The organism is Sulfitobacter sediminis, assembly GCF_040811725.1.
Taxonomy (GTDB): domain Bacteria; phylum Pseudomonadota; class Alphaproteobacteria; order Rhodobacterales; family Rhodobacteraceae; genus Sulfitobacter; species Sulfitobacter sediminis.
The window spans coordinates 24,029-37,158 of record NZ_JBFNXX010000026.1 but is presented as its reverse complement, the minus strand read 5'-3'; the positions used below and the strand labels follow the sequence as shown (position 1 = coordinate 37,158).

Below are 13,130 nucleotides of genomic sequence, written 5' to 3'. Positions count from 1 at the left end.
GGAGCCCGGGGGTCCCGGGCGTCATCGACACAGACAGTACCGCTCCACCGCGCTCAGAAGTCCAGTCAAACGTGCAGGTCGACCCGAAAGCAGACCTTGGCGCAATCCGCAGCTAATGACGGAATCGAGCCCGAAGCTGACACTATGCTTATCGGTTCACGTTGGCCACTTTGCGGAAAATGCTATGGAATTCGTACGCGTGTCGTGAAATGCTCGGGGTTGCTCGAAAGATTTCCTGTCGTAACTGGACCCGGGCCTATGAACCGTCGCCTTTCAACGATCATGGCAGCCGATCTGGTCGGGTTCAGCCGACTGGTCTCGGCGGACGAAGAGAAGGTGATAGCAAAGCTCAGGCGCCTTCGATCTGAGACGATCGACCCGATGATTTCCGAACATGACGGCCGAATAGTCAAAACGATGGGTGATGGCTTGCTTGTCGAGTTCAGCTCATCGTCGGCTGCCGTAAGGATGGCGGTTGCGCTTCAGGACCAGATGCAGGAACTGGAAGCCAAAGAGGCCGTCGATGATCGTTTTCAGTTCCGGATTGGCATCAATTCCGGTGAGGTCGTTGTTCAGGGAGAGGACGTCTTGGGTGACTGCGTGAATATTGCAGCCCGACTGGAGAGCCTCGCACCGCCGGGCGGTATATGCGTGGGCAGAACAGTTTTTGAATTGGTCGATGGCAAGATCGACACAAAGCTCACACCGCTTGGGCCGCAACAGGTCAAGAACATTCCGCACCCGATCGACGCTTGGCGCGTAGAGATCGACGGTGTCGTCACGCAACCTGCGGGCATACCGGGGCGGGACCGCGCGTCGATTGCCGTTCTACCGTTTGAAAACATGTCATCGGACCCTGAACAGGATTTCCTTGCGGACGGCATTGTCGAAGATGTGATTACCGAACTGTCCCGTTTTCGCGATCTATTCGTGATGGCTCGAAATTCCAGCTTTGCTTACAAAGGAACCAGCAAGGATGTGCGCCAGATCGCGAAAGAACTAGGCGTGGAATACATCGTCGAAGGCTCGGTGCGGCGCGCCGGGAACCGTCTGCGCGTTACGGCGCAGCTGATCGAGACCGAGAGCGGGACCCATGTTTGGGCTGAACGCTGGGACCGGACCATAGATGATCTGTTCTCTTTGCAGGATGAATTGACGGGCGCCATCGTCTCCGCTGTACAGCCCGAGCTCGGAGCGCATGAACGGGCGCTGACGCTCAGCAAACCGGTCGAAAGTCTTTCGGTGTGGGAGCTGTGCCATCGAGCGAGTGACTGGCAGGCGCGGATCGACGCCGAAAAGTTTGACGAATGCGAGCGACTGCTGCGCAGGGCGTTGGAACTGGAGCCAGATAATGTGCGCGCGCTGGTTCATTTTTCCCGGCTTCAGGTCTCGCGCGTTTTTCTTGGGATCGGACGTGACCGGGACGCGGAACTTGCCGACTGTCTGGCGGCGGGTCGACGCGCCGTCGAACTCGACGGTCGGAACGACGAGGCCCACAGGGCGCTCGGTATATCGCTCGTAGCGGCGGGGCGGTTCGACGAGGCCTTGAATACCATCGAACGTGGGCTTTCACTCAACCCAAACAATAGCGGTCTGCACTACAGCCGGTCATTTTGCTGGCTTCGTCCGCCCTATGAGTTTCCGGATCGTGTCGAAGCTGACACGAACATGGCTCTAAAGCTGTCGCCGCGCGATCCGCTGAAAGTGCATTGCCATGGACTGACTGGGCAGGCTTGGCTCGCGTCGGGAAAACCGGGGTGCGAGGACAAGGCGCGAGCGGCGTTCGAACTTGCGGCGCATGAAGCGAACACGATCTGGCCTTACATCGCAACGGCAGCTGCTCTGAACGTCAGGCAAGGGAACACTGAGCGAGCGCGCGATTTCCTGTCGGCGGCTCTTGGCAGGACTCCAAATGCTTCACTGGCAAAGCTGTCAAACGCTTTCCCCAACCCTTGGTGGACCGCCAGTTGGGCGCGGATCGCAGAAGCGGGTGAGTTGCTCGTCGAGCTCGGCTTGCCCCGCGAATGAGCTGTGATCTTCGCCCATCGGCAACGTATCACAAGCTTTGTTGCACAATTGCTAGCAATACTACCAAGACCCCAACAGACATTCATCGAGCCTATTGGGCTGCTGATCAGCAAATGGCTGGTTCGTCCGCATCTGAGACATCGGACACAGTCAAAACGAGTGGCCGGTGTTGGCAAAGGCGGTCGTTGCAGCGCGAAAGCAGACGTTGCTGCGGCGCGAGCCAGTCATGAGTGGCCGCTGACGGCAGCTTTGCGGTCATCTGACAAAAAGCGTCGGATGACCCAAACGAGCCCATGGCGGACAGTTCGTTTTTCGAACAAGCTGGCAAGATGCTTCACAAAGCACATCGAGCGAAAAACTATTGGCAATCAATCAATATCAAAGCCAGCTACCTTCATGCCGTTTTTGAAGAGCTCGAAATCTTTGGGGTCTCTCGTCCTGAAATTAACGAAAACGCTGCTTAGGTGAATATCAGGAAAACGCTCCTGGAACTCCCTCGCATGATCTTTGGCGGCCTCAGCCATACCGGCATTTCCAAGCGCGCTGATCAGAGCCACGTGACTGTAGGGAAGGTTGGGCACCCCATCAATCGAACGCCTTGCAATTTTGATCGCTTCATCGAAGCGGCCGAGGAACAACAGGCTGCGGGACTTATTCACGTCCGAAGCAGGAAGAAGCGGGTCCATCGGGCTTAACCGCTCCATGATCGCGAAATCTTCGATACTTTCTTCTAACTGACCCAGGAGACACTTTGTGGTCGCCCGCCATGCGTAACTCAGTCCAGCGCTGGGGTTGAGTTCGATAGACTTCTCGTTCGCTTGTAATGCGGCATCAAGATGACCGTGGAATTGCTCCCCGATAGCCAGCATATTGTAGGCGAGATAGTTTGTCGGATCCAGTTGCAACGCACGTTTCGAACGTTTCACCATTTCCGCGCGAACTTCCCGAAATCCCTTGGTCCCACTCACGATTTCCATACTATTGAACCAGGCAATCAAGGCTTGAATCATGGAATCTTCCGGGTGTTTCCTTTCCTGTTCTAGTAAGGCTACAATAGCCTCTGAAATGTTTTGGGCATCGGCGGACAAAAGGCGCTGCCGGATACGGACCATTGCGGCCCAGTGGCCGATGTCTTCGGAGGTTGCAGCGTTTGCACGCGCCCCTTCATGGCGCACGACGGTCGGCGATATCATTGCTGCAATCTGCAAGGACAACTCATCCTGAAGGGTGAAAATGTCCTCGATATTGCGGTCAAATTTTTGCGCCCACAGATGGTGACCCGACGACACATCGATCAACTGTGCATTGACGCGCATTCGGTTTCCAGCGACGCGCACGCTGCCTTCAACGGCATAATCAGCACCAAGTTGCTGACCGGCCTCCGTTACGTCGAATTCCTTCCCCTTGAACATGAAGGCGGAGTTTCGTGCGATAACAGGAAAATCACGATAGGCCGACAGAAGTGTTGTGAGGTCTTCGCTCAGACCATCGGCGAAAAACTCATACTCCGGGTCGCTGCTGAAATTATTGAAGGGAAAGACCACCAAAACCGGTGCTTTGAGAAATTCGCTCGTGGACTTGATCTTTTGCGTCTCTGCTCTTGCCGGGTGCCACGCCCAGCACCGAAGGGTGCGCGAGATATTTTTCAGTTCGCGTTTGCCCAGATCTACGAAGTTTATGCCGATGCGATCGCGAACATCGTCATGAACCCGTTCGGAAACGCATATACCGCCCGGCTCAGCCAACGCTTCGAGGCGTGCTGCGATGTTCACGCCGTCGCCGTGAATGTCTTCATCTTCGATCAGGATGTCGCCGAGGTTGACGCCGATACGAAAAGCAAACTGATCAACTTCTTGAAGCTCCTCGTTGCGCTTGGCCATGCCCTCCTGAACAGAAACCGAGCACGCCACGGCGCTCACTACACTGGGAAATTCAATAAGCAGGCCGTCGCCCATCGTCTTGACGATCCGGCCGCCATGCTCGCTGATCAGCGGATCGATCAACTCTTGCCTATGGCGGCGGAGGGTATTTAGAGTTCCGACCTCATCGATACCCATCAAACGAGAATATCCTGCCAGATCAGCAGAAACGATTGCCGCCAAACGTCTTGTGATCTTAATGTCCATAGGCTGACATTAGATTGCGATCTAAAGAAAGGACAATCTAATATTGTCCCTTCAACCCAAGGCAACTCTATCCGCATTGCTACCTTACGTGGAAACCGCCGCGGAGGTCCGCTATCCGCCCCCCTAAAGTTGGCAATGCAGACGCGGCGAATATTTCGCACATGCGACGAACGGCAGAAAAGTCCGCATGTAAGACGTCGATCACGTCCGCAGCGAATGGCCGATATCGGTATAAGCAGTCGTTGCAGCGCGAAAGCAGCCGTTGCCGCTGCGCGAGCCAGTCATGAGTGGCCGCTGACGGCAGCTTTCCGGTCATCTGATGAAAAGACTCGGATGACCCAAACGAGCCCGAAGAGGCCTCGCCAAACACACCTACCTTCTTTGATTGATGATCCCTCAGTTGGAATGCTTTTTTTGAAACCAATTTGCTCTTCTCGGACTGACCCTCCATTGTAAGTACAGCTCAGAATAAGTTGGATTCTCCATGGAGCGTCGCCTTGCTGCCATCCTTGCCGCGGACGTAGTCGGCTACAGCCGCCTCATGGGGGCTAATGAAGTCGGCACACTGAACGCCTTGCGCGACATCCGCACCGACTTGATCGAAGGCGTGGTCGCGAAGGAAGGCGGCCGCATCGTGAAACTGATGGGCGATGGCATACTCCTGGAGTTCCCCAGCGTCGTGAACGCCTTAAATTGCGCGCTTGAGGTTCAGCAGAAAATGGCCGAACGGAACACGCATATTCCCGACGACCGGCAAATCCACTTTCGCATAGGTGTCAATATCGGCGATATTCTGATCGAGGATGGCGATGTGTTCGGAGACGGGGTCAACATAGCCGCCCGGCTTGAAGCCCTTGCACACCCGGGCGGCATTGCGGTTTCCGGCGCGGTGCGGGATCAGGTTGGCAAAAGGTTGCAGATCGTATTCGAGCCTGCCGGAGAGCAACGCCTCAAGAACATTGAAGGCGCGGTATCGGTCTTTCACGTTCAAACTGCGAGGCGCCCCGCATCGCCCGTGCCCGCCGAACCCGCGACCGTTCCGTCGATTGCCGTGCTTCCCTTCAGCAATATGAGTGGCGATCCTGAACAGGAGTATTTCGCGGACGGCATCACCGAAGACCTGATCACCGATCTGTCCAAGCTGTCAGGTCTCTTCGTCGTCAGCCGGAACTCGGCGTTTGTTTACAAGAACCGCCACAGCAACATGATCGAGGTGGCCCGGGATCTTGGCGTGCAGAACATTCTGGAGGGAAGCGTTCGAAAGGCCGGAAATCGTGTTCGGATAACAGCCCAACTCATCGACGGTGTCACAGGAGGCAATAAATGGGCGGACCGCTACGACCGCGATCTGTCAGATATCTTCGCGCTTCAGGATGAGATTACGAAGACAATTGTCGACCAATTGCACATTCGGCTGGTGGATAAGGAAACCCGCCACTCAGCCCCAACGGAAAACGCAGATGCCTACAATCTGTATCTGAAAGGCCGTCAGTATTTTCACATGCGCTCGCGGAAATACCTCGAGGAGGCGCGGCAGCTTTTTCTCGAGGCCTTGCAGCACGATCCGGATTTCGCGCGTGCCTATGTCGGGCTGGCCGAGTGCGAGGCGAGGATGAACGACTGGCACGGCACAACCTACGCGATCGAGGATATCATCGCAATGAGCAAGCGAGCGATTGAGCTTGCCCCGGATTTGGCTGAAGCCCACGCGGCGCTTGGTCTGGCCTATCAGATTTCAGGTCGGGATGGTGAGGCGGTTGCCGCCTACCGCATGGCCCTATCCCTCGACCCGCTCTGCTACGATGCGCATCACAATTTCGCGCGATATCACCGCGGGAAGCAGCAGCACGAGCGGAGTGCGTATCACTTCATCCGCGCACTGGAAATCAAACCCGATGACTACCGCTCCCCACTCTTGCTAATGACTGATCTGCACGCACTTGGCCGGGTGGATGAACGTGATCGGTACTTGGAACTGGGGTTGAAACGGGTCGAGGACGCCGTGGCACACAAACCGGACAACCCAGACCCATTGGAATTGGCCGCAGCTACGCTGGCGGGTTTCGGTCGAATGGACGAAGCGCGCGGGCTGTTGTCCCGGGCAGAGGCCTCCGATCCCGAGGGCCGTTCGACAAATGGTTACAATGCCGCGTGCGTCTATGCACTGCTGGGCGAACGGGACACGGCGTTGGAGTGGCTGGAGAAAATCTACCCGGCTCTTGGGCGGGTTCAGCGGGAATGGCTGCGAAACGATCCAGATTTTTCGTCGCTCCACGGTGATCCCAGATTCCAAAGACTGGTAAGCTTTCCGGAAGATAGGGACGAAGATCGTTAGTCTGCTCTGTCCGCATCTGAGACGTCGGAGGCATCAGTGCCGAACGGCAGCTGCCTGCTGGAGCGGTCGTTCAGGTACCAAAGCGGACCTCGCCGCTCGGTTCGGTCGTCTCGAATGGTTTCTAAGTGCGGCTTTGCGGACATCTGACCGAAACGCTCAGATGTCTCAGAAGAGCCCAAAGCCGCCGGATCAAAATCCCGTCCTTCGCAAGTGCAGCAACAAAAATCGACTGAAGCCATCAGCTGCATCGCAGCGAGAAAAGCAGACATTGGTCGCGACCGCAGCGAATTTCAGGGGGTCTATGACCGAGTTGCGGGACGCAGCCGTCGTTCGCCGCAGGGCGGCTATTAGCCAAATCCGGGTTCGCTCTATAGCGGGTTCTCTGGGTAACCAGCTTGCCGCAGAGCATCTAGGTAGCCCTCAAAGTAGGCCTTGTCGCGGATGTAGGCCAAGAATCTAGCGCTTCCCGACACACTGGTTTGCGGATAGATCTCTTTTGCCCGCTTTACATGGCGACTAGCATCAGCATCGTGCCCCTCCAACGCTGCAATTGCCGCGAGATGCGCATGAGACATAGGGTTCGGATAGATGTCGTTGGCCTCATTGAATAGCTTCTTCGCTTCCTCCAATTCACCCTGCATCATCAGCGTGATCGCAAGAACATTGGGCACCCAGACCGGTGGACTTGGTTGAGCCCGCAAACCAAACCTCAAAAGCGCTTCACCTCGTTCGGGGTATCCGCTTGCGGCAAGAATCCAACCCGCATGAGATGCAATCCAGCCATTGCCTGGAACCAGTGAGGCAGCCCGATCCGCACTTGCAATAGCGAGATCATGTTCTTGCAGGTATAGGTGAACAAGGGCCATCGCGATATGTGCGACAGCAACGTCGGGATTGGCTTCGACTGCTTTCTCAGCATGAGATCGGGCAATCTCAAGGGACAGTTTAGGGTTTGAAGAGTAACCCATCAGGATTGAGTTAAGGTTTACCCAACTCTTGCCAAAATGTGCGTAAGCCGAGTTCGGATTACGTTCCAGCGCGGCTTCGAAATGCCGCAGGGCCTGTTGATCCGCTTGGAACGTAAATTTGTCCACTTCAGCAGTACCAAGTATGATCAGCTTATAGGTCTCCAAATCACCTGCTTCTCTAAAGACTGATCGCGAATTGGCGCCGCTCACCAACGTCGCATCCAATTCCACGAGAACATCCGCAACAATCTGGTCCTGCACAGCGAACAGATCGTCTACTGACAGATCGTTTTCGATCTGTTTGGACCATATTTGCCGTCCATCGAGAGCATCGATCAATTCGACTGAGGTTCTCAGTCTGTCATTGGACAGTTGGATGCTGCCGTCGAGCACGTAGCGGACGCCGAGTGCCTCAGCGATCTTCCCTGCACTATGCTCAGCGCTGCGGTAGGCAAAGCTTGATTGTCTTGCGATAACGAATACCCGTGGGACCGCTCCCAACGAAGATATCACGCTTCCCGCTATTCCCTCGCCAAGGTAATCGTTTTCAGGGCTTCCGGTGAGGTTTGCAAAGGGAAGAACGGCGATCGATGGCTCCTCAGGAAGCGGATAGTCGAAATTCTTCGGGTCAGCCGGAGGAGTTTTTGGCATGCCTGCAGCCACAAGAGCCTCGGTGGACATATCTAGATATTCTTTGTCGCGGATATAGCCGAAGAACCTCAGATGGTCGGTCGCGATAGAAGTCGGATAGGCCTTTAGAACTTTGCGAACGATCTCTTCGGCTTCCTCCAGCTTCCCAAGTCTTACCAGAGTGACTGCTAATGCGTTCGCATAGGCCGGGTTCTGGTCCTTTACATATACGGCTCGCAGAAGCTCCTCTGCTTCTTCGAACTGGCCCAGCATCATGTAGGAACGAGCAAGTGTGCTGGGAATCCAGATTGGATAGAAGGGCTCTGTCCGCATGCCAAATTGCAGAATCTCGGCCCCGAGCTTTGGGTTCCCAGAAGCTGAATAGACCCAACCTGCCAGTGAAGCAGTTAGTCCGCCAGCCGGATTGAGCTCCAGCGACCTGTCGGCATGTGCAACAGCTGCGTCATAGCGTTGAGCAAAAAGGTCTAGCCATGCCAGCACGGAATAAGCGTCAGAAGACTGTGGCTCCCGACTTAACACCTCTTCGGCGTATCCTCGGGCCAAACTCATGTGTTCAACCGGGTCGATCCCAAGAAGGACGTTGAACCATGCCACCCACGCCAGATTGATAAGAGCGCCAACGGAGTCTGGATTGCGTTCAAGCGCTGCAAGGGCCTTCTTCTGCGCCTCGTAATTGCTCTCTCGCGTGAATTTTTGGAACTCTGCGATTGCTTGGCGGATCAAGCTATAGGTCTCAAGATCACCAGCGTCTCGAAATCCGTCTGTGGCAGTGTTGGATATCAGCTTCTGATCCAGCGCGACGACCACCCGCTCCAGAATATCGTCGTAAATCTCAAACAAGCTTTCGGTGGACAAATCGTGCCGATAAACATTTGCCCATAGATGTCTACCGTCTAGCGCGTCAATCAGTTGCGCGGTGACACGCAGCTGCTCCTCCGCGATCTGAAAACTGCCTTCCAGAACATAACGAACGCCCATCTCTTCTGCGATGGTCTGCACCTTCGTAGCCTTACCCTTGTAGGTGAAGCTAGAGTTCCGTGCGATGACGAAGAGTTTTGGTTGCTGCCCAAGCGCCGCAATGATCGCTTCGGACAGACCATCACCCAGATAGTCCAACGAGGCATCGCCACTCAAGTTGTCGAACGGGAGAACGATGATCGAAGGCTTCTCTGGCAACGCGAAAGCAAACTCTTCTGGATCAGCCGGAGTTATCTCCGGCAAGCCACTTGCCTTCAGGGCCTGCGCGATCCGTTCAACTGCGTCCGCTGGTATCCAGCTCAAGCTTCCAACAAACGTCTCGACCGTGAATTCAGGCGCTGACGCTCGAAGAGCCTCTATGACTTTTTCAGCCGCCTTAGTGCGTCCACTAAGGTACAATGCAGCCGCCGTTCTTGCTTTGGTGGGAGCGCTTTGGACTGCTTCTCTCTGTAGCTGTTCGATGGCTTCATCATATCTTCCCATAATCAGGTAGAGTTCGCCGAGGACAGCATTTAGTGTGTTTTGTTGCGCGGGGTTCAGGCGGAGATTTCGCTCGTAGATTTCGACTGCCTGCTCATACTTTCCTTCATGGACTAGCACATAACGTGCGTAGTCACGTTGAACGAAAATGTCGTTCTGGTTCAGAGCGTAAGCACGTTTTGCCCATGCCTTCGCGGCTTCGGCTTCACCAGCCCGGGAGCTGCAATAGGCCCTTATCATGTAGGCCATGTAATCATTCGGCGCGAGATTGATGGCGTGCTCTGCAAGCTCTATACACTGCTCTGCTACCTCTGGCATTTCATGAGGAACGCCAGCCCAAGCTTTTCCTAAATGATGCCAAGCCAGCGAAATGTAACCTCGAGGATGGTCGGGGAACCGCGCGATCAACTCTTCCGATAAGAGCCGCGTTTCTTCATTTCCTTCGGGCGAAAGTTTGAGAAAAGCCCTAGTGGCTTTCTCCCAGAGCTCATATGCGCGAAGCTCATCGTTCGGTATCTGGCCTACACGCTCCCGCTCCGCCTTGAAGATACCACCGCCAGCGCGCCCTCCAATTTCGAGCACCAAGTCCTTGATCAGATCGTCTTGCAGAGCGATGAACTCATTGGCTTCCCTGTCGTAACGCTTGGACCAAACCTGCTTGCCTTCGACCGCATCCATCAGGCGGGCGTTGATCCGCAGGTTGTCCCCCTGATGCTGGAAGCTTCCTTCGAGCAGGTACCGGACACCAAGTTGCTCAGCGATCGCGGAATTGAGCACTTGCTGATCTCTGAAGGAGAAACTGGAGTTCTTAGCGATGACGACGAGATCCTGGAGAGACATCAGTTCGGTGATCAGTGTATCCACAAAGCCATCGGCCATGTATTGATCATCGGACCGATCTGAGAGGTTCTCGAAGGGCAGAACGGCGAGCGACGGCTTGTCAGGCAGCGCATATGCCAGTTCTTCTGGATTGAGCGGCTCGAAGTCAGGTTGCTGCAGCCACCAGAGTAGCCCACCGAGCATGGTGAGGACGAACACTGCAGCTACAATCCAAGGTGCCCGCCGAAACGAGCGTACAGCGTGCACAACGGGAAGGCCCTCTACAACCTGATAGACCCTCACGGGGGTGGCGATGTTCTTGAGCTGTCGCTCACCTAGAGACTTGTAGGCGACATCCACGTTGGCCTTGAGCACATCGTAAGCTGTACCCGACACAACAACGCCCCCGGGTTCTGCTAGCCCCTCCAGGCGGGCTGCGACATTTACCCCGTCGCCGTATACGTCTCCATCGTCAAAGACCACGTCCCCGAGGTGGATCCCCACCCGGTACCTGATTTTCTCGTCATCCGGAAAATCTTCTTCCCGCGCTGTCATCTCGGCCTGGATGAAGACGGCGCACTGGACGGCTTCAACCACCGACGAGAACTCGGCGATGAGCCCGTCGCCCGTGAGTTTCACGATCCGTCCGTTCTTGCCAGCGATCGTTGGCTCTATGAGTTCCTTGAGGTGACGTTTCTGACGCTTGAGGGTTCCCACCTCGTCCCGTTCAACGAGACGAGAAAATCCCACCATGTCGGCGGCTAGAACGGCAGCGATGCGGCGTTCCATGAAGCTTACCCCCATGAGCAAAGGTACCACGAAACGCAGATTTTCGGAAATCCTGGAGCGCAGCTGCGTGCTTTGAACACCAGACGCTGGTCAAAATTGCTTGGAAATCACCGAACCCTGCCCTGCAAGAGTGTGTTATCCAAGCCGGGTTTGCTCATGATTAAGAGCTGGGCAACCCAGCTCTGCACAACTCCTCCGCGTACCGTTCCGCCATTTCCTGATCTTTCCAGAGCTGGAGGGCGATCTTCCGAAATACCTGGACCGTGTAAGCAGGAAATCGACTTCGCAACTCAGATAGTCGCTTCCTGGCTTCGTCTATGTTCCCGACCTTGCATTCTAGAATGACGAGCCAAGCCAACGCACCTTGCGCAAATGTTTCTTCGTCGGATCGACTGAGCGCGGCTAAGCCGGTGCGAGCTAGCTCGTACTTGCCCAATATGAAACGGACCGTAGCCAGCATTTGGGGTATCCAAGTTGGGGCAAACGGTTCCAGTTTGAGAGACTGTAACCAGAGTGCCTCCGCCTCCTCATAACGACCCGAGAAACATCGCATCGATCCCGCAATTGAGATTGCTTCACCGTCGCTTGGGTTCAACTCAATAGCCTTGTCGAGGCTGGAATTCGCAGCATCAAACTCGCGGAACGAAAGTAATGCCTGGCCTAGCAGACGATATCCATTCCCCCAGTTCGGGTCGCGGGAGATCGAGGCTTCCGCGAAACGTTTCGCCTCTGACAGGTCATTAACCGGGTCCTCACTCAATCCGATAAACGCTCGCATCCAGTGAAGCCAACCCATAAGGCAGAGGCCTTCCGGGTTTTCCGTGTCTTTCTCGTGAAATTTCGTCCAAGCCTCAGTGGCGACCTGCAATCCTTGCGGTGTCATGTAATTGTAATGCGTTCGTCCGACGGTATAGAGCGTCAGGCTTTCGATATCTTTGCATCTGTAACGGACATGAACGCCGTATGTGAGCTTTACGTGTAGTTCGAGACATACATGAAAAGCAATTTCATCCTGTACCTCGAAAATGTCCTCGAGTGTCCGGTCATAGCGCTCCGCCCAGAGATGGCTTCCTTTGACAGCATCGATGAGCTGGACCGTCACGCGAATTTTGTCACCGTGTGCTTGAAGGCTGCCTTCAACCACATATCGCACACCGAGAGCCTGCGCGATCTCCGAGATCGGCGTTGCTTTCCCCTTGAAAACAAAGCTCGAGTTGCGCGCTGTGACCATGACATTCGGCGAGGTGGAAAGAATGGCAATCAGGTTCTCTGTGAGCCCGTCTGCGAGATGCTCGCGACTGGGGTCGCCTGACAAGTTATCAAAGGGCAGGATCGCGATAGTGGGCATCTCTGCCAGGCCAATCGGTGCCTGCCCCGGCTCCGCAAATGTAACGGAGCTTGAAGCACCCCATCCATAGAGCCGATGCGTCCCGTCGATGTTCTTCAATGTCGTTGATCCAAGGTCCTGGAACTCCTCCCCCATCTGTCGCGAGAGGCTGCGCCAGGAAGGCTCACTGATGATCAGTCCACCGGGTGCCGATAGCGCCTCGAGGCGGGCGGCGACATTTACGCCATCACCAAAGACATCTGTCTCATTCAGCACAATGTCGGACAGATGGATGCCCATCCTGAGCTTGACCGTCGGATGTCCCGATAAGTGCGCTTGGATGGAAATGGCGGCTTTGACTGCTGACTGCGCGCTGGGAAAGACCGCAAGCCAACCATCCCCCATATCTTTGACGATCTCACCGTCCTGTTCTTCAGTCTTTGGCTGAAAGACCGAAGACCGAAGAAACGCTAACTCGTCCAGCGTACTCTCTTCATCCTCGTGAACGAGGCGCGAGTAGCCAACCATGTCGGCGGCAAGAACTGCTGAAGTACGGCGAACCATACGAGTAAGTTATCATATGAACAGCCTAAGGGGATATGTCCGCATCGGGCGCCAAATCAAAATAA

General features: G+C 55.3%; 5 protein-coding genes. 2 read left to right on the top strand and 3 right to left on the bottom strand.

Features of this window, described 5'->3' with window-relative positions; translation table 11 throughout:
- Window positions 1–282: 282 nt before the first annotated feature.
- Entirely contained in the window at window positions 283–2,028 is a 1,746-nt protein-coding gene (locus tag AB2B41_RS20395) for an adenylate/guanylate cyclase domain-containing protein (protein ID WP_367879674.1), read from the top strand.
- A 368-nt stretch (window positions 2,029–2,396) separates the two neighbouring features.
- On the opposite strand, the gene AB2B41_RS20390 is transcribed toward AB2B41_RS20395, so the two are convergent.
- Window positions 2,397–4,154, bottom strand: a complete 1,758-nt coding sequence (locus AB2B41_RS20390) for an adenylate/guanylate cyclase domain-containing protein (RefSeq protein WP_367879673.1) — start codon at window positions 4,152–4,154, stop codon at window positions 2,397–2,399.
- Between the two features lie 484 nt (window positions 4,155–4,638).
- Between AB2B41_RS20390 and AB2B41_RS20385 the strand changes: the two genes are divergently transcribed.
- The gene (locus AB2B41_RS20385; RefSeq protein ID WP_367879672.1) at window positions 4,639–6,489 is read left to right on the top strand and encodes an adenylate/guanylate cyclase domain-containing protein; all 1,851 of its coding nucleotides are present in this window, start codon (window positions 4,639–4,641) and stop codon (window positions 6,487–6,489) included.
- 368 nt (window positions 6,490–6,857) lie between these two features.
- Here the strand turns inward: AB2B41_RS20385 and AB2B41_RS20380 are convergent, their stop codons facing one another.
- Window positions 6,858–11,174 carry a tetratricopeptide repeat protein gene (locus AB2B41_RS20380; protein ID WP_367879671.1) on the bottom strand — a complete coding sequence of 1,439 codons (4,317 nt, stop codon included), beginning with the start codon at window positions 11,172–11,174 and terminating at the stop codon, window positions 6,858–6,860.
- 160 nt (window positions 11,175–11,334) lie between these two features.
- Complete coding sequence (locus AB2B41_RS20375) at window positions 11,335–13,065, bottom strand: adenylate/guanylate cyclase domain-containing protein (RefSeq protein WP_367879670.1); 1,731 nt, start codon at window positions 13,063–13,065, stop codon at window positions 11,335–11,337.
- Between the last annotated feature and the right edge of the window lie 65 nt (window positions 13,066–13,130).

Bases quoted from the DNA above. Each gene is read 5' to 3' on its own strand.
- AB2B41_RS20395 (WP_367879674.1), top strand. From the start codon at position 283: ATGGCAGCCGATCTGGTCGGGTTCAGCCGACTGGTCTCGGCGGACGAA.
- AB2B41_RS20390 (WP_367879673.1), bottom strand. From the start codon at position 4,154: ATGGACATTAAGATCACAAGACGTTTGGCGGCAATCGTTTCTGCTGAT.
- AB2B41_RS20385 (WP_367879672.1), top strand. From the start codon at position 4,639: ATGGAGCGTCGCCTTGCTGCCATCCTTGCCGCGGACGTAGTCGGCTAC.
- AB2B41_RS20380 (WP_367879671.1), bottom strand. From the start codon at position 11,174: ATGGAACGCCGCATCGCTGCCGTTCTAGCCGCCGACATGGTGGGATTT.
- AB2B41_RS20375 (WP_367879670.1), bottom strand. From the start codon at position 13,065: ATGGTTCGCCGTACTTCAGCAGTTCTTGCCGCCGACATGGTTGGCTAC.